At 59.3% G+C, this 20,710-nt stretch carries 17 protein-coding genes; 4 read left to right on the plus strand and 13 right to left on the minus strand.

The genetic code is table 11. From position 1 onward, the window contains the following. Positions 1–23: 23 nt before the first annotated feature. From EAH74_RS13380 to EAH74_RS13415, 8 genes are all read right to left on the minus strand, one after another. The gene (locus EAH74_RS13380) at positions 24–2,408 is read right to left on the minus strand and encodes an efflux RND transporter permease subunit (RefSeq protein ID WP_140679035.1); all 2,385 of its coding nucleotides are present in this window, start codon (positions 2,406–2,408) and stop codon (positions 24–26) included. 28 nt (positions 2,409–2,436) lie between these two features. Continuing rightward, positions 2,437–3,504 (minus strand): WD40/YVTN/BNR-like repeat-containing protein, encoded by a 1,068-nt coding sequence (locus EAH74_RS13385; RefSeq protein ID WP_140679037.1) that lies wholly within the window; start codon positions 3,502–3,504, stop codon positions 2,437–2,439. A 1,164-nt stretch (positions 3,505–4,668) separates the two neighbouring features. Next, a complete protein-coding gene (gene pepN / locus EAH74_RS13390) occupies positions 4,669–7,326 on the minus strand; it encodes an aminopeptidase N (RefSeq protein WP_140679039.1) in 2,658 nt (885 codons plus the stop codon). Positions 7,327–7,336: 10 nt separating this feature from the next. After that, a complete protein-coding gene (locus EAH74_RS13395) occupies positions 7,337–8,167 on the minus strand; it encodes a DUF2797 domain-containing protein (RefSeq protein WP_140679041.1) in 831 nt (276 codons plus the stop codon). After that, positions 8,164–8,424, minus strand: coding sequence for a YeaC family protein (locus EAH74_RS13400; RefSeq protein WP_008152127.1), 261 nt, complete (start codon positions 8,422–8,424; stop codon positions 8,164–8,166). The genes EAH74_RS13395 and EAH74_RS13400 overlap by 4 nt, the downstream gene beginning before the upstream one ends. A gap of 33 nt (positions 8,425–8,457) precedes the next feature. Further along, positions 8,458–9,327 (minus strand): rhomboid family intramembrane serine protease, encoded by an 870-nt coding sequence (locus EAH74_RS13405; RefSeq protein ID WP_140679042.1) that lies wholly within the window; start codon positions 9,325–9,327, stop codon positions 8,458–8,460. Then, on the minus strand, positions 9,324–10,298 hold the full coding sequence (locus tag EAH74_RS13410; protein WP_403145944.1) for a metallophosphoesterase: 975 nt from the start codon (positions 10,296–10,298) through the stop codon (positions 9,324–9,326). The genes EAH74_RS13405 and EAH74_RS13410 overlap by 4 nt, the downstream gene beginning before the upstream one ends. Beyond that, on the minus strand, positions 10,295–11,185 hold the full coding sequence (locus EAH74_RS13415; RefSeq protein WP_030130396.1) for an NAD(+) kinase: 891 nt from the start codon (positions 11,183–11,185) through the stop codon (positions 10,295–10,297). Before EAH74_RS13415 ends, EAH74_RS13410 begins: the two co-directional genes overlap by 4 nt. Positions 11,186–11,297: 112 nt before the next feature. Between EAH74_RS13415 and EAH74_RS13420 the strand changes: the two genes are divergently transcribed. Continuing rightward, positions 11,298–12,248, plus strand: a complete 951-nt coding sequence (locus EAH74_RS13420) for a DUF1853 family protein (RefSeq protein ID WP_140679044.1) — start codon at positions 11,298–11,300, stop codon at positions 12,246–12,248. Between the two features lie 113 nt (positions 12,249–12,361). On the opposite strand, the gene EAH74_RS13425 is transcribed toward EAH74_RS13420, so the two are convergent. Continuing rightward, entirely contained in the window at positions 12,362–13,645 is a 1,284-nt protein-coding gene (locus EAH74_RS13425; protein ID WP_140679045.1) for an arsenic transporter, read from the minus strand. A 263-nt stretch (positions 13,646–13,908) separates the two neighbouring features. After that, the gene (locus tag EAH74_RS13430; protein WP_140679047.1) at positions 13,909–15,012 is read right to left on the minus strand and encodes a DUF2855 family protein; all 1,104 of its coding nucleotides are present in this window, start codon (positions 15,010–15,012) and stop codon (positions 13,909–13,911) included. Positions 15,013–15,067: 55 nt separating this feature from the next. Between EAH74_RS13430 and EAH74_RS13435 the strand changes: the two genes are divergently transcribed. After that, entirely contained in the window at positions 15,068–15,727 is a 660-nt protein-coding gene (locus EAH74_RS13435) for a TetR/AcrR family transcriptional regulator (protein WP_140679049.1), read from the plus strand. A 13-nt stretch (positions 15,728–15,740) separates the two neighbouring features. Here the strand turns inward: EAH74_RS13435 and EAH74_RS13440 are convergent, their stop codons facing one another. Then, entirely contained in the window at positions 15,741–16,301 is a 561-nt protein-coding gene (locus tag EAH74_RS13440) for an NADPH-dependent FMN reductase (protein ID WP_140679051.1), read from the minus strand. 175 nt (positions 16,302–16,476) lie between these two features. Between EAH74_RS13440 and EAH74_RS13445 the strand changes: the two genes are divergently transcribed. Further along, on the plus strand, positions 16,477–16,737 hold the full coding sequence (locus EAH74_RS13445; RefSeq protein WP_140679053.1) for a hypothetical protein: 261 nt from the start codon (positions 16,477–16,479) through the stop codon (positions 16,735–16,737). An 88-nt stretch (positions 16,738–16,825) separates the two neighbouring features. Further along, positions 16,826–17,719, plus strand: coding sequence for a LysR family transcriptional regulator (locus EAH74_RS13450; protein ID WP_140679055.1), 894 nt, complete (start codon positions 16,826–16,828; stop codon positions 17,717–17,719). On the opposite strand, the gene EAH74_RS13455 is transcribed toward EAH74_RS13450, so the two are convergent. After that, the gene (locus EAH74_RS13455; protein WP_140679057.1) at positions 17,685–18,299 is read right to left on the minus strand and encodes a GNAT family N-acetyltransferase; all 615 of its coding nucleotides are present in this window, start codon (positions 18,297–18,299) and stop codon (positions 17,685–17,687) included. The two genes, EAH74_RS13450 and EAH74_RS13455, sit on opposite strands and share 35 nt — an antisense overlap. Positions 18,300–18,313: 14 nt before the next feature. After that, on the minus strand, positions 18,314–20,569 hold the full coding sequence (locus tag EAH74_RS13460; protein WP_140679059.1) for an Orn/Lys/Arg decarboxylase N-terminal domain-containing protein: 2,256 nt from the start codon (positions 20,567–20,569) through the stop codon (positions 18,314–18,316). Positions 20,570–20,710: the final 141 nt, after the last annotated feature.

The raw sequence follows: 20,710 nt of genomic DNA on the forward strand, positions 1-20,710 counted from the left end.
GGCTTTTTTGTTTCAGCGATCGATCAGTGAGCAAACAACGAATTGCCCTTCTGCCCCGCCAGTTTCTCCGGTTTGATCAGGAACCGCGCCAACGCCGGCAACAGCCACAGTGCACCAAACATGTTCCAGAGCAGCATGAAAGTCAGCATCAGGCCCATGTCGGCCTGGAACTTGATGGCCGAGAAGATCCAGGTGCACACGCCGATCGCCAGGCACAGACCGGTGAACAGCACGGCTTTACCGGTGGACTTCAGCGTCTGGTAGTACGCCTCTTGCAACGGCAGACCCGCACGGAGGAAGCTTTCCAGACGGCTGTAGATGTAGATGCCGTAGTCCACGCCAATCCCCACCCCGAGCGCCACAACCGGTAGGGTTGCGACTTTCACGCCGATGCCCATGAAGGCCATCAGGGCGTTGCCGAGTACCGAAGTCAGTACCAGCGGCAGCACGATGCACAACGTCGCCGCCCATGAACGGAAGGTGATCATGCACATGGTCGCCACGCAGAGGTACACCAGGATCAGGATGGTCAGCTCGGATTCCTTGATCACCTCGTTGGTGGCGGCCTCGATCCCGGCGTTACCGGCGGCAAGGATGAATTCCAGGCCTTCCTTGTTGTTCTCCTTGGCGAAGTCTTGCACCGCATGCACGGCGCGATCCAGCGTGGCGGCCTTGTGATCGTTGAGGAACACCAGCACCGGCGCCAGGGAGCAACTGTTGTTGTACAGACCATCAGCCCGAGCGATCGAGTTGTTCAGCACGTCCGGGTTACGCGACAAGGTTTCCCATTTCAGGTTGCCTTCGTTCATGCCCTTGATCATCTGCTTGGACACGGTCACCAGCGAGATCGCCGACTGCACGCCCTCGGTGTTCTGCATCTTCCACATCAGCTCGTCGATCGGCGCCATGGCTTCGTAGCGCGAGCAGCCTTCGGACTTGGTCTTGACCATCACCACCAACACGTCGGAACTGGTGGAGTAATTGCTGATGATGAAGTTGTTGTCCTTGTTGTAGCGCGAGTCCGGACGCAGTTCCGGAGCGCCCTGATCCAGGTCACCGATTTTCAGGTTCTGGCTGTACCAGAGGCCACCGCTGAAGGCCAACAAGGCCAAAATAATCGACACCGGCGCCACTTTCGGACTGGCAAAATTCGACAGCAAACGCCAGAACGGGTGTTCGCGGTGCGCGTCTTTCTTGCTGCGTTCGACCGCGCGTTTGCTGATGCCGACGTAGGAAATCGCCACCGGCAGCAGGATCAGGTTGGTGAACACAATGACCGCCACGCCGATAGACGCGCCGATGGCCAGTTCACGAATTACGCCGATGTCGATGATCAACAGCGTGATGAAACCCACCGCATCCGCGAGGATCGCAATCATCCCCGGCAGGAACAGCTGACGGAACGTGCGCCGCGCCGCGGTCAAGGCGTTGTCTGCCTCGCTGGACTGCAAGGCAATACCGTTGATTTTCTGCACACCGTGGGAAATACCAATGGCGAAGATCAGGAACGGCACCAGCATCGAGTAGGGATCGAGCCCGAAACCAAAGAAGTGCATCAAACCGAGTTGCCAGACCACCGCCACCAACGTGGTGCTCAACACCGCCACGGTGCTGCGCATGCAGTTGGTGAACCAGTAGAGCAGGATCAACGTGATGATGAAGGCGACGCCGAAGAACATCACCACCATGACCAGCCCATCGATCAGGTCGCCGACTTTCTTGGCGAAACCGACGATGTGGATCTGAACGTTAGGGTTCTGGGCTTCGAATTTATTGCGGATCTTGTCTTCGAGTTCGTGAGAAAACTTGCGATAGTCCAGCGCCAGCAACTTGCCTTGGTCCTGCGGGTCCGGGTAGGACTCCAGCAGCGGGATATCGACAATGCTCGACTTGAAGTCGTTGGCCACCAGACGCCCGACCTGACCGGACTTGAGCACGTTGTTGCGCAACAGGTCGAGGCTTTGCTGGGAGCCGTTGTAGCTCTGCGGAATCACTTCACCACCGGCGAAGCCCTCCTCTGTCACTTCGGTCCAGCGTACGCTCGGGCTCCACAGCGACTTGAGACCGGAACGGTCAACACCGGAAATGTAGAACACCTCGTCATTGATCTGACGCAGAGTCTCCATGTACTCCTTGGAGAAGATGTCGCCATCAGTGGCTTCCACCGAGATGCGCACCGTGTTGCCCAGGTTCGCCAGATCGTTGCGATGCTCCATCATCTTTTGAATGAACGGATGCTCGAGCGGGATCATTTTCTCGAAACTGGTGGACGGCCGGATCAGCGTCGCTTGCCAGAACAGGAAAACACTGACCAGCAGGCAGATGACGATCACTGCCGGGCGGTTGTTGAAAATCAGGCGTTCGAGAAACGTCGCCTTGTCATGATGATGAGTGCTCAAGGATGTCATAGACCCGCCTTCTTATTATTTGCCCGGCTCATTTGGACGACCCATTTTTTTCATTCTCTGCGCCGGTTGGCGAAGTGACGCGAACGCCACCCTGTCCTGCCAGAATCAGATTGCCGTTGCCCGCTGCGGTGACTGCCGAAACGGAAATGCGATCCGGACGGTTGAACACGCTAAAGGTTTCGCCGTTGTCGTCGCTGCGGATCACCGAGCCACCGTTGCCGACGATCACGATGGAACCGTCGTCGAGCAGCGTCGCGCCGGACAGACCGAACTCCAGCGCGCCCCGAGTGGCCTGGAGCTCAACCGGCTCCCAGGTCGTACCGAAATCGGTGGAGCGAAACAGATTGCCCCGCAGCCCGTAGGCCAGCAGCGTATTGGCTTGAGCGGTGCCGATCACGCCAAACAGTGAGCCCTCATAGGGACCTTCAAGCTTCTCCCAGGTCTGGCCCCAGTCGGCGGAGCGGAACATGCTGCCCTGCTCACCAACGATGAACAGACCGGAGTCCTTGACCGCGGCGATGCCGTTGAGGTGGTACTGGTCTTCGTTGTCGAGGCGATCGCTGACATCTTCCCAGTTCTTGCCGCCGTCGGTGGTGGCCAGTAACGCGCCGTAAGCGCCTACGGCAAAGCCGCTATTAACGTCCTGGAACCAGACGTCGAGCAGCGGCGATTCGCGTTTCAGATCTTCGAATTGCTTGGTCCAGGTGACACCGCCGTCCTCGCTCGCGAGGATCTGCGCATCATGGCCGACGGCCCAACCGTGCTTGTCGTCGACGAAAAACACCGACGTCAGCAGTTGCCGGGTCGGCACCTTGGCTTGGGTCCAGGTCGTGCCCTGGTCATCGGAATACAAAATGTGCCCGCGATCCCCGACCGCCACCAGACGCTTGCCGGCATGCACGACGTCGAGCATCAGGCTCTTGCTGGCTTTGGCAGATTCAACGGAATAGACAATGTCGGATGCTGGTGCAGCAGCGGCCAGCACAGGTGCCGACAGCACGGCACAGCCCAACAGCGAGAGCGCTGTAGCCAGCAACGCGAATTTGCGTAGTGCCGGCGGGCGGCAGATACCCACACCCATGACAGGCTCACTCATAGACCTTCCCCCATTATTATTGTTAGGTCGTTCAACCTTTCAGGGCGCCGTAAGGGCTGCTGTTTGGGATTGTCTTTTCTGGAGCATAGTCCTGAAATATGCAATCTAGAGCCCCTTCGGAAGCTGGCTTATCCTATCGGGGTTTGGAAAGGTCTGACAATCGACGCCACGTTATGTTTTGTTAACCTGGGGGGTATGGGTGGGTGCTGAATGATTCGGTATCAGGTGGGATGATTGGGTTTTGGGTTTGGTGTACATATCCGTTGCTGCGGTAACGGCCGCTTAGGGTTTCGCCCTTACGGCGACTCACTTTTCCAGACGCCGGAATGCCGGCCCAGCGAAAAGTAAGCAAAAGGCTTCGCCCCGGCGTACGGCACTTCGCTAAAGCTCAGTGTTCCCTCGCTCCGGTGTCCATCAGGGGGCATCGCCTACGGTCTGCTTCGCGACGACCTCCTCTCGATGTGTGCGGCTTCGCCGCACGGCGCTACGCGCCTAACCCCCTGATGAACACCTCCACTCGGCCTGCCGAAGGGGCGAAAGATCAAGATCAAGATCAACGTCAAAAGCCAACGGCAACGGCAACGGCAACGGCAACGGCAACGGCAAGATCAACAGCTTCGCGAGCAAGCTCGCTCCCACAGGGATTGGATGTTTGGCAGTAAGAGATTGGTCGGCTGTCAGGCCGCCTTCGCGAGCAAGCCCGCCCCCACAGGGGATTGGTGTTCGCTTTTCGCTTCTCACCACTCAACAGGCCGAGCGTTAGCTCGCCTGCAGCTCTTGATCTTGATTCACCCGCCCCTTCGGGAGGCTGAGTGGAGGTGTTCATCTGGGGGGCAGGCGCGCAGCGCCGTTCGACGAAGTCGAACACATCGAGAGGAGGTTGAAGCGAAGCCAACCGGAGGCGATGCCCCCAGATGAATGCCGGAACGAAGGAACGCCGAGCCTAAGCGAGGGGCCGGACGCTCGGGGCGAGCCTTTTTTTGCTTACTTTTTTTTGGCGTTTGAAAAAAAAGTGAGTCGCCGTAAGGGCGAAACCCTAAGTGGCCGTTACCACAGAAATGGATATGTACATCTGTAAGGAAATGGTCGGCTGTCAGGCCGCCATCGCGAGCAAGCTCAGCTCCTACAGGGTTCAGGTGAACCACTGCAGGAGCGAACCCAAAGTCAGGCCAGACTTTTGCTGACCACCTCGAACACATCGCTCGACAGCTGACCCGAAGCGCGAATCCGCTCCAGCTCACCTTTCATCAACGCCTGACGCGCATCGTCATACTTGCGCCAGCGAGTCAGCGGTGCCAACTGCCGAGAAGCGATCTGCGGGTTGAACCCGTTCAGCTCGATCACCAGATCCGCGAGGAACCGATACCCCGAACCATCGGCCGCATGGAAATTAATCAGGTTCTGCCCGGCAAACGCCCCGACCAGTGCGCGAACCTTGTTCGGGTTCTTGATGTTGAATGCCGGATGCTGCATCAACGCCTTGACCCGCTCCAGGCCACCGGGCAACACGCTGCCCGCCTGGACGCTGAACCACTGATCCATGACCAGAGGGTTGTCCATGAAATGCTCGGCAAAACTGGCCAGGGCCTTGGCTTTTTCGTCTTCGAACGACGAATTGACCAGCACCGCCAGCGCCGTCAGGCGCTCGGTCATGTTGTCGCTGGTTTCGAACTGCTCAAGCGTCGCCGCCAACACTTCCGGTTTACCGCTGAGCATCAGGTACGACAGCGCAATGTTCTGCAACGCGCGACGAGCGAAGTGCTCGGCCTCAGCTACATACGGGGTTTTCTTCGACAGATCGCGATTGGCCTGATAACGCAGCCACAACGCTTCGAACAAACCTTCTGCCAATTGTTTACGAGCAAACTCGCGAGCGATGTGAATGGCGTCGACGTCAGCCACTTCGCTGATCTCGGTCAGGTACGCCTCGCCCGGCAGCGAGAGCATTTCCGCGACCATCGCCTGATCCAGCGTCTCGTCCGACAACACGGTGCGCAAGGCAGATACCAGACGCTGATCCAGCACCAGTTTCTCGCCCTTTTGCTGCTGAGCAATCAGCTCTTGCAGCACCTGAACCGACAATTGCTGACCCGCATCCCAGCGGTTGAAACCGTCCCTGTCGTGCTGCATCAGGAACATCAGCTGGTCGCGGTTGTACGGGAAGCTCAGTTTCACCGGCGCCGAGAAGCCACGCAGCAACGAAGGCAATGGCTGTTCCGCGATGTCGATGAAGGTGAATGTCTGCTCGGCTTCGGTCACCGAAATGACCCGTGAGGTGCCCTGAGCACTGGCTTCACCGGAAAAACGCAACACGATGGCCGCGCCTTTGGAGTCCAGTAGGCCCAATTCGACCGGGATCACGAACGGCAACTTCTCAACCTTGTCCGGGGTTGCCGGGCAGCTTTGACGGAACGTCAGGCTGTAGGCTTTCGCCGCCGCGTCGTAGGACTCGCTGACCGCCAAACGCGGTGTGCCGGCCTGGCTGTACCAGCGCTTGAACTGGGTCAGGTCGACGCCGTTGGCATCTTCCATGGCCTTGATGAAGTCGTCGCACGTCACGGCCTGGCCGTCATGGCGTTCGAAGTACAGGTCGCTGCCTTTGCGGAAGCCTTCGGCGCCAAGCAAGGTGTGAATCATGCCGACCACTTCCGAACCCTTTTCGTACACGGTCAGGGTATAGAAGTTGGAAATCTCGATGAAGCTGTCCGGGCGCACGGCGTGGGCCATCGGGCCGGCATCTTCGGCGAACTGGTGGGTGCGCAGGTACGCCACATCCTGGATGCGCTTGACCGTGGCCGAGTTCATGTCGGCGGAGAAGCCCGAATCGCGGAACACGGTGAAGCCTTCCTTGAGCGACAACTGGAACCAGTCGCGGCAGGTCACGCGGTTGCCCGACCAGTTGTGGAAGTACTCGTGGGCAACAATCGCCTCGACCCGCTGGTGCGCGGCGTCGGTCGCGGTTTCGGCGCGGGCCAGCACGGCGCTCGAGTTGAAGATGTTGAGGCCCTTGTTCTCCATGGCGCCCATGTTGAAGTCGTTGACCGCGACGATCATGAAGATGTCCAGGTCGTACTCGCGACCGTACACCTCTTCGTCCCAGCGCATGGATTTCTTCAGGCTGTTCATGGCGTGCTGGCACTTGTCGATGTTTTCCGGCTCGACATAAATGCGCAGTGCCACGGAGCGATCGGTCATGGTGGTGAAGGTGTCTTCGACGCACCACAAATCACCGGCCACCAGCGCGAACAGGTAGGCAGGTTTCTTGAACGGATCTTCCCAGGTCGCCCAGTGCCGGCCGTCTTCGCCGGGACCTGAGGCAATCGGGTTGCCGTTGGACAGCAACACAGGATAGCTGTGCTGTTCGGCAACTACCGTTGTGGTGAAGGTACTCATCACGTCCGGACGGTCGAGGTAATAGGTGATCTTGCGAAAACCTTCGGCCTCGCACTGGGTGCAGAACATCGTGCCGGATTTGTACAGGCCTTCCAGCGCAGTGTTGGTTTCCGGATGGATCCTGACGCTGGTGTCGACCGTGAAAGTGGTGCTGGTCGGGTGCAGGGTCAGGTGATTCTCGGTCAACTGGTAGTCGGCTTCACTCAGTTCGCGGTCGGCCAACGTCACCGACAGCAGGTCGAGTTGCTGACCGTCCAGCACCAGCGGCGGCAGGCCCGGGCCACGCTCAGGATTGCGGCGCATCACCAGTTGCGCATGGACCAGGCTGTGGTCCTCGTACAACTCGAAGGTCAGGTGCGTCTCGTCGATCAGGTACTCGGGCGCCTGATAGTCCTTCAGGTAGATCATCTTCGGTTGTTCGGTGCGCATGCTGGAGTCCTTACTGATGCACGGCGAGCTGGTAGGCCGTGTATTTACGAATATTGATTACGCCGGTGTCGAAAATCAGGTACTGGCCCTTGATTCCCAACAGCGTGCCTTCGGCGATCGGATTCTTGTCCAGGTTGAAGCTGACGATCTTGGCCGGGTATTGCTCGACCGGATAGCGGATTTCGAGCGTTTCTACATCGGCAATAGTCTGGATCGCCTGTAGGCCGAATCGTTCCTGCAAAACTTGCAAACCTTCGGCGCAGCTGTCGAACAGCTGATCACGAACCTGCGCCAGGTCGACCGACACCGCGTCGCCCTTGAGTAAAGCACGCCAGTTGGTCTTGTCCGCCACCTGACTGCGGAACAGGTCTTCGACGAAGCCCGACTGCTGACGGGTCGAAACCCGCATGATCGGCAAGGCCTGACGGGCGCCCTGATCGATCCAGCGGGTCGGCAGCTGAGTGGCGCGGGTAATCCCGACCTTCACCCCCGAAGAGTTGGACAGATACACAATGTGATCCGTCATGCAGAACTTCTCGCCCCACTCCGGCTCACGGCAGGTGCCAGCGTCATAGTGGCAACGCTCCGGGCTCATGATGCAGATGTCGCATTGGGCCAGTTTGGTCATGCACGGGTAGCAGTAACCCTGACTGAAACTGGTTTTGGTCTTGCGTCCGCAATGGGTGCAATGAATCGCCCCCAGGTATTCCAGGCGCACCGTGGTCCCGATCAATGGATTGACCGGTACCTCGACGTCGTCCAGACGAAACGCGTACTGCACGTTCGGCCCGTCAAGGCGAGCCGACATTTTGCTGATTGCACCGCGGCCAATCTCGATCAATGGACGGCATCCGATTTGAACAGGATATTCGGCACTTCGATCGACTTGGAGCCGCACTCCTGCACGCCCATATAACCGGTGCGCTGGTCTTCGGGCAGGTTCTGGATTTCCCAGGCGATCATCGCTTGCAGCGACAGTTCGCGTTGTTCGGCGGTGAGTTTGCCACCGTCGGACCATTTACCGATTTCCACCGCCAGTTTCAGGCTCTGGTAGATATCAGGGGTGATGTTGTTGATCATTTCGTTAAAAGAGGACATCAAGGGCTCCGCGCTCTTTAATACATAACTGTTTTAGGCGGCCAGTTTACGGCGGTTGTACAAACCACCCAACAAGCCGGTCAAGCATCCGACGAGCAACCCGCCGACGTGGGCCGCATTGGCAATTTCACCGAAGCCGATCATCGAGACCAGCCCCGACAGGCACAGCAATAGCCACACCAGCATCATCACCAGCACGCCGCGCGGCAGGCGATAAGCATGGTTCGGCGACAATAGCTGGAAAATCCAGCAATGCCCGAGCAGGCCGTAGAGCACGCCGGACAACCCGCCAAACAGGGTCGGGCCACTGAAATAATACTGGGCGTAGTTGGACACCAGACTGAAGAGCAAGGTCAGGCCGATCAGGTTGATGCTGCCCTGGCGCGACTCGATGCGTCGCCCCAGTTCCCAATACCACATGCCGTTCATCGCCAGGTGCAGGATGCCGAAGTGGATCAGCATCGGTGTCACCAGACGCCACCATTGCCCCGCCGCCAGGCTGTCGGCCAAAGGCACGAAATGGATGTACTCGCCGACAACGCGAAAATCAAGGAAGGTCAGCCAGCGCATCGTGTCGAGGTTTTCGCCCAGCAGTGTCACGGCGCCGACAAGCAGGCTCAGCAGCAACACGAACGCTGTCGCCTTGGCGTGGCGCAGTTGCTCGACGAAACTTGGGCGCTTTATGGTTTGCGCCACCGGAATGTCCAGCTGTTGATCGGGATCACCGGCCGGGAAGCGTTCGTACAACGAGCGCACGTCTTCACTGATGTTGGCCGGCACCCAAAGCACTTGCTCGCCCGCCTCTTCGCTGACCCGATGCGGCACCTGCATGCGCTGCAACAGTTTGACGAACCCGCTCAAGTCCACCGCCAGCGGCAGCCGTAAAACAGCAACGGCACTCATCGCAGCACCTCCGGCCGCTCGACATCGACCCAGACAAACTTGTGCGGGTCGAGACGGGTTTCCTGGTCCAGACGGTAGGCGACCAGTTTGCCGTAGAGCACGGCGCTGTAATCCAGACAGGCCAGGTTCGGCCGGATCGGCACCGGTTTGCCGCTGCGCCAGTAATGGCCCACGAACAACAATGGCTCATCGACGCCATAGCGCAGTAAGGTGTTTTTTTCAGTGGACGACAGCGGCGTCCGGGCCACGGGTTCGGGCAAGGCGTCGGGCTGGAACACAATGTCTCCGTAGGTTTGCGGGTCGTCTTCCCAGAACTTGGTGCGGAAGAACGATCGCGTCAGGCCATCGCCACTGGTCATTGTCAGGCCATGAGGCAAGCGCATATCAGTGCCGCGCAGCAGGCGGTCGAACACGGTGCAGGCGAAACTGCCCGGTACGGCAGAGGCCTGGAGGAAATGTTCATCGACGCAACCGTTGGGGAATAGCGCGCGCAATGGTTCGATCAGGCCCGCATCCCAGCAGGCATGCACCACGCGGAAACGCCCGGCATCGACGAACAATGGCATCTCATAGAACCATTGCAGGAAGTCATGCCAGTCAGCCGGATGGTCTTCGAATTGGGTCAGGGTTTCGTTCAGCAAACGGGCATGGCGCGGGGTGTGTTCACGCACAAACTGCTTGCCGCTGCCCGGAGGCGCCGGCGTGCTCCAGCCGAGGGCGTTGAATTCATGGTTGCCCATGATGCACAACGCCTGACCCGCTTCGACCATGTCGTGAACGATGTGCAGCGCTTCGCGAATCCGCGGACCGCGGTCGATGATGTCGCCGACGAACACCGCCATGCGCGACGGATGCCGCCAGACACCACCGTGTTTTTGGTAACCGAGCCGGTCGAGCAAGTGCTCAAGGGTCAGAGCGCAACCGTGCACGTCACCGATCAGGTCGTAGCTACGCGCGGGATCGAGCATCAGTCGCCTCCACCACCCAACTTGCTGCCCCAGCCGAGTTTGGTCCGGCAGACTTCATAGTAGTTGTGGTCTAGTGGGTGAATCAGCCGCAGCTTCTGGGCCTTCTTGCTGATGGTGATGGTGTCACCCGGCGCGCAGGTGAAATGGTTCTGCCCGTCACAGGAGACTTGCGGGTAAATCTGCATATCTTTGGACACGACGATTTTCAGCTCACTGTTGCCATCGACCACAATCGGCCTGCCCGACAAGGTATGGGGGTACATCGGCACAATCACAATAGCGTCGAGCTTGGGATGCATGATCGGCCCGCCCGCCGACAGCGCGTAGGCGGTCGAACCGGTGGGCGTGGCGACGATCAGGCCGTCGGCCTTCTGGCTGCAGACGAACTGGCCGTCAATGTACAACTCGAACTCGATCATCCGCGTCGACTTGCCGGGGTGCAGCACCACGTCGTTCAGCGCGTCGCCCTGACCGATGGCCTCGGCGTGGCGGCGGACTTCGGCTTGCAGCAGGAAGCGGTTCTCGACCAGATAGTGGCCGTCGAGCACTTCGGCGACTTTGACTTCCAGCTCATCGGGGCGAATATCGGTCAGGAAGCCCAGGCTGCCACGGTTGATGCCGAGCACCGGAATATTGTGCTTGGCCAAAGCACGTGCAGCACCGAGCAAGCTGCCGTCACCGCCGACCACAATCACCATGTCACATACTTCGCCGAGCATCTTGCGCGACGAGGTTTGCAGGCCATGACCCGGCAACACTTCGGCGATGGTGTCTTCGAGGATCACGTGCAGGTGACGATCGAGCAGAAACCGTTTCAGTCGGCGAACGGTATCCAGCACCTGCGAACTGCCCAGGCGACCGATGATGCCGATATTACGAAATTGCTCCATGGGGCCCCTAAGGTCTACGGCGGCGAAAAACACGATTATGGGCGAAAGCGCAGGATAGACAAAATCCTTTCAGCCACAACGGTGTACTCACGATTGAGGCTATGCTCGCAAGATGATCCTATTTCCCGATTTGCTGCAGTTACCCCACCAGTTGCGCCACCCCGAAGTGCGCGACCTGGCTTGGGTCATCCTCGCGCCGCCGATGCTTGGCGTCACGACGTGGCCGCAGCGTCACCCGCTGACCGGCAGTGACTGGGTACAAGCACCGGAGCGGCTGGAACGGTGGCTGCGGCAACTCGATCACGACAGTTATGACTTGCTGCACTGGCTGGCGCAGGCCCGAACCCGGCGATTGGGCTTGTACTACGAACGCCTCTGGCAATACGCCGTGCGGCACGCGCCGGGTATCGAGCTGATTGCCGCCAACATGCCGATCCGCCGCGAAGGCCACACGCTGGGCGAGCTGGACATGCTGCTGCGCGACCGTGACGGCGTGCATCATCTGGAACTGGCGATCAAACTTTACCTTGGCCCGCAAAATGGCGACGGGCACGACACGGCGCAGTGGCTCGGCCCCGGTTGCCACGATCGGCTGGACCGCAAACTGGCCCATCTGACTCAGCATCAATTGCCGATTTCGGCGCGCCCGGAGAGCCGCGAAGTACTGGCGGCGCTGGATATCCAGCAGTTCAGTGCGCATTTGTGGCTGGGCGGTTATTTGCTGTATCCGTGGCCGGGACCGGCCGAGCCACCGAATGGCGCACATCCCCAGCATTTACGCGGTAGCTGGCTGCACCAGAAGGACTGGGCAGAGTTTGTCGTGCAGCGCCCGTTCGGTCGCTGGCAACCCCTGCCCCGCCATGCCTGGCTGGCGCCGGCGCACTATCCGGAGGAGCAGACCTGGAGCACTGAACAGCTGAATGCCTGGCTCAGCGACCTGGAGCCGCTGGCCCCGGCGCAGTTGCTGGTGCGACTCACAGAAAACGCCCAGGGCGATTGGGAAGAAGCCGAGCGGCTGTTTCTGGTGGCCGATCTTTGGCCGAACGTTCCTGGCAGTGGCTGAGATTTGTGGTGACTGCAATGGCCCCTTCGCGAGCAGGCTCGCTCCCACATTTGATCTCCTTGTGCCGAAGGCCCCTGTGGGAGCGAGCCTGCTCGCGAAAGGGCCGACTCGGTCTAAACCGATAACCGCAAAGCCAAAGCCGCCAACGTCACCAACAATACCGGCACCGTCAGCACAATCCCGACCTTGAAGTAATACCCCCAGCCGATCCGGATACTCTTGCGCTCCAGCACATGCAACCACAGCAACGTCGCCAGGCTGCCGATCGGCGTAATCTTCGGCCCCAGGTCGCTGCCGATGACGTTGGCGTAGATCATCGCCTCCTTAACCACCCCGGTCGCCTGGCTGGCATCGATCGACAGCAAACCGATCAGCACCGTCGGCAGATTGTTCATCATCGACGACAGCAGCGCCGTCAGCACGCCCGTGCCCATGGCCGCGCCCCACACGCCGTAACCGGCAAAACCATCCAGCCATCCGGCCAGATACCCCGTGAGCCCCGCATTGCGCAGCCCATACACCACCAGGTACATGCCCAGCGAGAAAATCACGATATGCCAAGGCGCTTCTTTGATGACTTTACGGGTGGAGATCTTGTGACCACGGGCGGCAATGGCCAGCAGCAACGCCGCGCACACCGCAGAAATGGCGCTGATCGGTATCCCCACCGGTTCCAGAGCGAAGCAGCCGAGCAGCAGAATCACCAACACGGCCCAACCGGCATAGAACGTGGCGTGGTCGTGGATCGCTGAAGCCGGATGCGCCAGTTGCTCGGGGTCGTAATTCTTGGGAATGGCACGACGGAAAAACCACATCAGCATCGCCAGGGTCGCCGCGACACTTACCAGGTTGACCGGGATCATCACCGCCGCGTAACGGTTGAAACTGATGTGGAAGAAGTCCGCGGAAACGATGTTCACCAGGTTCGACACCACCAGCGGCAGGCTTGCCGTGTCGGCGATGAAACCGGCGCCCATGACGAACGCCAGCGTCGCCGCCGGGGAAAAGCGTAACGCCAACAGCATGGAAATCACGATGGGTGTGAGAATCAGCGCTGCCCCGTCGTTGGCGAACAACGCCGACACCAACGCACCGAGCAGCACCATATAAGCAAACAGCTTGCGTCCGCTGCCCCGCCCCCAACGGGCCACGTGCAGCGCCGCCCAGGCAAAGAACCCCGCCTCGTCCAGCAGCAGACTGATGACAATCAGCGCGACAAAGGTCCCGGTGGCGTTCCAGATAATCTGCCACACCAGCGGGATGTCGCTCAGGTGAACGACCCCGAAAATCAGCGCAAGTACCGCGCCGAATACCGCACTCCAACCGACGCCAAGGCCTTTTGGCTGCCAGATCACCAAGGTAATGGTCAGCAGGAAAATCAACGATGCGATCAGCATGCAGTGCAGCCTTGTCGGAAAAACAAACCGCGATTCAGCCGCAACACGCGATCGGAGTAAAGCCCAACTTGCTCCCCTGCGCCTAAACGCACCGGGATCGATGTAGCAGCTGCCGAGCAGCTCGAGGCTGCGTTCGGCGACGCAGTCGTCGTAAACCCTGCGAACGCGGTATTCCTAGGACACCGCAGTGCCTGATTTCACGACGACTGCGTCGCCGAACGCAGCCTCGCGCTGCTCGGCAGCTGCTACGACAGATCGGTGTGCTATAGCCGGATCACATGCCCCGCCACCGGCGCGATCTGGCCATGAAACAACCGGGAAATCACACTCTGCGCGGCTTCATAGCCTTTGTTCTCGACCACCTCCAGCAACGGTTTATCAGTCGCCGTCAACTGCCGGTAGAAACGCTGCAAACCCTCACCAATATGCTGACTGACCCCTTCCGGCCCCCACTCGGCATTGCGCTTGCGGATCTGGATCGGCGCAAAAAAGAACACCGGTTGCGGCCCCTCAATAGCCGTCAATCGAGCCTCATCGGTGCTTTGCGCAGAGCCGGCGAAGCAGCTGTAAACCAACTGCCCGGCAAAATGCTGGTGCACCTGATCCCGTAAATCCAGGTCGCCGGAAAAATCTACATACAACGTAGGGCGGTCATTGGCCAGGCTCGTCAGTTCTGCGTAGGTCACGGTTCGCTCGTAACAACCGAGCTTCTCGACAAACGCCTTGTTGCCGGTCGAGGTCAACGCCACCCGCTCCAGGTCAGGATGATTTTCCAGGCAAACCGCCGTGCCGTACGCGGTTTTGCTCGAAGCGCTGGAGAACACTAACCGGGTCGCGCCAAAGAACTGCTTGTCCTGAAGGAAGTCCGCGAGCATCGACGACGTCAGAAACAGCGGCTTGAGCAAAATCTGCAGGTTTTCGGTTTCAGGGCTGTAGTACGAATCCCAACTGCAACGGGTGTATTGGTTGTAAGCCGACGCCAGTGCCAGCCGATGCTCGGCGGCGTCATAGAAACCACGCTCGGTGATCCGTTCCGGGCGCATCCACAGATGGCTGGCAATCGGAAAGTACCCGTAGAAGCGTTCCCCGACCTTGATGCCGGCCACATCAGACGCCACGACATCGGCAAAACCCCACGCCGGGACGTGTCCCCATTCCGCCAACCCTGTAGGAAAGAACTCCCAATAGCTCATCGAATTGCCATAGGCCGCGTAGGTAATGTTGTTGGTGGTCAACGCGCACCGGTCGATCTTGAAAATCACCTCGCCGGCCGCCGGAATCAGGCTACGTTGCTCCTGTTCGATTCGACTTTGGTCAAGGGCGTTTTTGCGGGTAATCAGCCGTGTTACCGTGCTTGGACTTTGCATTGTTCAGACTCCTGCTGCGCATCAGTGGCGGGTCGCACCAGAGTAGTGGCAGCCGATGAAGAGCGGGTTCGGAAATTCCAGGGGCAGCACCCCCACCCTCAATCCCCGCGCCAAACCGTTGAAACGGCCGAGCCAGGCCCGGGCGATTTTCACCGTAGAGGCAATTTACGAAGCATTTGTTCGGATTTGGCAGCGCGACGGCTGGTCGGGGTTGACCACGCGCGCAGTCGCGTTGGAAGCGGGCGTTGCCATTGGCACGCTGTACGATTATTTCCCGAGCAAGGAAGCCTTGCTGTCGGGCTACATTCGACATTGCCTGGACGCCTTGTTACTGCGCCTTGATGAACACGTCGTGCACGCGAAAGAGCTGAGCTGGCCAGTCCGGATCAAACGCTTGATACGCCTGACCTGCGACCCGAACGATACGTTTCAACCACTGTTCAATGATGATGTGTTGGCGATCGAGCACCGAATCGCCGAACCCAAACACCACCGGCGGGTATTCCAGGAGCTGTCGCAAAAATGGCGTGAAGCCTTCGCTTCCTGCGAGGACTTGCCCGCTCAACCGCCACCCTCAACCATTGATGCCTGGGTAATCATGGCCTGGGGCGGCCGTCGTTATTGCGTTACTGCACAACCGGCGGCGGAGCAAACCGCCGCGTGGCTGTCGGAAATGGAAGCAATGATCTGTAGCCGACTGACCAGAACCCCGTAACCTACGGGACTTGTCACATCTTCTTGTGTTGTTCGACCCAAAGACCATAAGCATTGATGAATTTTTGCAAAAACGGTTTGAGCGACTCGGACAGGTTACCCGCCTCGTCGAACGCTGAACCGGCACCGCTCAGGTAGGCTTCCGGTTGCTGCATGCACGGCACATCCAGAAACACCATGGACTGGCGCAGGTGATGGTTGGCGCCAAAACCACCGATAGCCCCCGGCGAAGCACTGATCACCGCTCCAGGTTTTCCGCTCCAGGCACTCTTGCCATAGGGACGCGAACCCACATCGATCGCGTTCTTCATCGGCGCAGGCACCGAACGGTTGTATTCGGGGGTTACGAACAGCACCGCGTCGGATGAGCTCACTTGTTGCCGGAAAGTGCTGTAGGCTGCCGGCGGTGAAGCACCATCGATGTCCTCGTTGTAGAGCGGCAGATCGCCGATTTCGACGATAACCAGTTTGAGATTGGCAGGCGCCAGGTCGGCCAGGGCCAGCGCCACCTTGCGATTGATCGATTCCTTTCTCAAGCTGCCGACCAGTACAGCGATCGTATAGACGTTGCTCATGGAAGACTCTCGACTGTCCGATGGAAAGAGCTTGTAGTTATAGATGACGATTCAACCCGTGGGCGACTAAAAATGCCGCCCCTGACTATTTTTTTCCTGTAGGAAAACTTACCTCGCCCAACCACGGTCTACAGAGCCGCAAATTGAGTGATTTATCCCCAGAGGTTCTAAGCAGATGGCAGCAGTACTCGTCGGTCAGTTCCATGCAAGAGACGCGGAAGGCCGCGTTTATTCCGTGCATGAGTTCCAGGAATCCACCCCGTCGGCAGACGGTCTCACTGGCTCGGTGCCTGTCACCACCTACAAATTGGCCATTGGCGATCGCGTCAAAAAGCTCGATGACAACCAATTTCTGCTGGTGCAATCGGACGTGACCATCGTGCGTGAACCCGACACCTATGTCGGCAAACTGCCGGAAACCAACGTCGCTTCATAACCCCGTGTTATGAGCAGAAGTCATATGCGCGCACTTGAGTTAGGATTCAGCCACTGACTCCCTCACCTGCTGAACATGGACTTCACGCATGCGTTTACGTCATATCGAAGTGATCCAGGCGCTCCTGCAGACCGGTCACCTGGGCACCGCCGCCGAATGGCTGCAGTTGCCTGTGGCTGAAGTCGAAGGGATTCTGCGCGACGCCGAGGATCAGTTGGGTTTCATGCTGTTTTCCAGCGTGCGTGGACGCTTGCAGGCCACGCGTGAGGCGCGGGAGTTGCAGGTCCAGATCGCCCACGTCTATGAAGCGCTCGAGCCGGTTCAGCGGCTGGCCAACAGCCTCAAGCAATATCAGGCTCCGCCCTTGCGGATCGTCTGCACACCACCCCTGGCACAGCAGCTATTGCCACAGAGCATTGCCGCCCTGCGCCGACGCCTTCCTGACGCGCCTTGCACCCTTCTGAGTCAACCTACCCGCGAGATCGTCAGAAACCTGCTGCTGCGTGAAAGCGATCTGGGCCTGAGCCTGCATGACCCCGATCACGCCGACATTCATTGCCAGGTGATCGCCCAAGGCAAACTTCAGCTGCTGGCACCCCACGGCTGGTTGCAACCCAAACAAAAGTACATCTCGCTGCAGGACCTGGCCGGCCAATCGATGGTGGGCCTGGAAGGTCATGATCCGCTGAGCCCGGCGCTGGAAAACAAGCTGCATGCCCTGCGCCCTGCCCCGGTCATTCAAACCCGGGTACAGACTCACCAGATGATGCGCAGCATGGTCGAGGCCGGTGAAGGTCTGGCCATCGTCGACCCTTTCACCGCCCTCGGGGCGAAATCGGCCGGGCTGGATGCCTGCCCGCTGGCGCCGGCCGTGCCGATCAGCCTGTATGCCTTGACCCTCAAGAACGGCGAGCCATCGCCAGCGGTTCAGGCATTGCTGGGCATCATCACGGAACAAGCCGTGGCGATGTTGGCGAACTAAGCGGGGTTTCCAGCGGATTATCGAACAATCGATACCAGAACAGCGCCACTTCGGCGGTGTTCGGGTCGATCCCGCGATAGCGCAGATGATCGATTCCGCCCAAGACGTAACCGCGGCGCTCATAAAGCCGGCAGGCTCCCAGGTTGTTGTTCTGGGTTTCAAGCATGATGCCCGGCAGTTTCTTTTTACGACTCCAGAACTGCGCCACATCCAGCAACGCCTTGGCCACACCATGACGGCGCGCCGGCGCATGCACCGCCAACTCGTCGATATGGGCAAAGCCGTTCCAGTTGGTGCTGACCACCAGGTGACCCACGGGCTCATCATCGAGATAAGCCATGAAGATCGCGCTGTCAGCGGCATCGCGGAAACTGCTGAACTCTTCAGGATCAATGCCGTAGCACTTTCGATAGGGCGTGATCGGCGTCACCGGCCACTGCTCCACCGGTTTACCGATTTCAGCGGCACCGTAGACCGCGACTTCAAAACTGAAATCACTGCCCCAGATGTAGGCTGCAAAACCATCGTCGGCAACGCGCACCGACAGCCCTGGGTATTTCGGATTCATGACCGGTTGCATACTGGGAAAGGTCCTCATTCCTTGATGCAATCGACGGTATACAGCCGTCCATTGCCCTCGTCTTCGTGTTGCAGGCCGTGCACATCAGCGACAAACCCCGGGAAGCTGCTGTCGAACGTACGGGCAAACGCCAGGTAATCGATGATCGAGCGTGTCGACTCGGTAAAACGCTCGCCGGGCATGATCAACGGAATTCCCGGCGGGTATGGCACCAGCATCACCGCGGCGATCCGCCCATCCAGAGCATCGATCGACACTGCTTCAACCTCGCCACGCACTAATTGATCATAGGCGTCAGACGGCTTCATGGCGACTTCAGGCAGCACTGTGTACATGCGTTTGAGGTGTTTGGCCGTGGCATTGCTGCGATAGCAGGCGTGCAGTTGATCGCACAGGTCGCGCAACCCCATGCCCTGATAGCGCGTGACATTCTCTTGTGCCACGCACGGCAGGCACGTCGCGAGGCTGACATTGGCATCGTAGCTGCGCTTGAACTCCAGCAACTCGGTCAGCAGCGTGCTCCATTTGCCCTTGGTGATGCCCATGGAGAACAGCACCAGGAACGAATACAGCCCGGTCTTTTCAACGACCAACCCACGTTCCCAAAGGAATTTGCTGACCACCGCCGCCGGAATCCCTCGCTGGCTAAGGGCGCCGCCTGCCGTCAGGCCCGGCATCACCAACGTGACCTTGATCGGATCAAGCAGCACGTAGTCGTCAGTCACGCCGCCAAAGCCGTGCCAGTCGGCGTCGGGTTGCAGCAGCCAGTCGTCGGTGATCACGCGGTCAATGCCTTCCACGGACGGCGGCTGCCAGATGGAAAACCACCAATCGTCAGCGGCGATGTGCTGACGCAAATTGGCCAGCGCCCGGCGGAAACTCAGCGCTTCGTCGAACATTTCCTGCAACAGCGATCGCCCGGCCGGGCCTTCCATCATGGCCGACGCCACATCCAGCGAAGCGATGATGCTGTACTGCGGCGAGGTCGAGATGTGCATCATGAACGCTTCATTGAAGCGATCCCGATCCAGCTGCCGCGCGCCGCCGTCCTGGACGTGAATCATCGACGCCTGGCTGAAGGCCGCCAGCAGTTTGTGGGTGGAATGCGTGGTGAACACCAGCGGGCCGTCTTCACTGCGGGAAGTGCCCATGCCGTAACGTCCGGCGAAGAACTCGTGAAACGCCGCGTAGGCGTACCAGGCTTCATCGAAGTGCAAGACCTCGACGCTGTTGCCCAGTTGCTGCTTGATCAGCTCAGCGTTGTAGCAGAGGCCGTCGTACGTCGAGTTGGTCACCACCGCCAACTTGACCTTGGGCGCCCGGCCCTTGGTCAGCGGGCTGGCGTCGATCTTGGCCTGAATCGATTCGCGGCTGAATTCGCTCAATGGAATCGGGCCGATGATCCCCAGCTCATTACGCTCCGGGCACAAGTACAGCGGAATGGCGCCGGTCATGATGATCGAGTGCAATATCGACTTGTGGCAGTTGCGATCCACCAACACCAAGTCGTCGCGAGCGACCATCGAATGCCAGACTATTTTGTTGGCGGTCGAGGTGCCATTGATCACAAAGAAGGTGTGATCGGCGCCGAAATTACGGGCAGCACGGGCCTCGGCTTCTGCCAGCGGACCGGTGTGATCGAGCAAAGAACCGAGTTCTGGCACCGACACCGACAAATCGGATCGCAGGGTATTTTCCCCGAAGAACTGGTGAAACGCCTGACCCACCGGGCTCTTGTGGTACGCCACACCGCCGCCATGGCCGGGCGTGTGCCAGGAATAATTGGAGTCAGCCGTGTGCTGCACTAGCGCTTTGAAAAACGGCGGCAGCAGACCATCCAGATATTTGCGGGCCGCTCGGGCGACCTGCCTGGCCAGAAAAGGCACGGTGTCTTCGAACAGATAAAGAATCCCGCGCAGCTGATTGAGTTCGGCCATGGCGTCGGCGGGAGCGTTCTCAAGGGTCACCTGCTCACCCAGCGCGAAGATCGGCAAGTCGGGCGCACGCACCCGCGCCAGGCCGATCAGCTCGGCCATGTTGTGCAATAGATGAGAGTGGGTGCTGGCGTCTTCGGCCGCAATCAACATGCAGGAAAGACCGTGATGGGTCGAGGCAACCAGACGCCCTTCGGTGTAATCCACCGCCGAGACAATGCTGAAGCCTTCCTGCTCCAGCTCCCGGGCGATGCCACGCACGCGATCACCGGCGACGGTGTCGGCCTTGGTGTCGCGATGGACGATCAGGACCGGGAATTTCAAATCTTTATACATGGGGCTCAGTGTCCTGAGGCGGCAGACCGTGGTCCGCCAATCACCTCAGGGTAGAGGGTTCGAGCGCATGTGGCGAGTGTGATGCACTGAAATGGGTCATCGGGCGCGTTACGCTTTATCAAGATCAAAAGATCGCAGCCT

The sequence above is a fragment of the Pseudomonas mandelii genome, from assembly GCF_006438925.1.
In the GTDB taxonomy this organism is placed as follows: domain Bacteria; phylum Pseudomonadota; class Gammaproteobacteria; order Pseudomonadales; family Pseudomonadaceae; genus Aquipseudomonas; species Aquipseudomonas mandelii_C.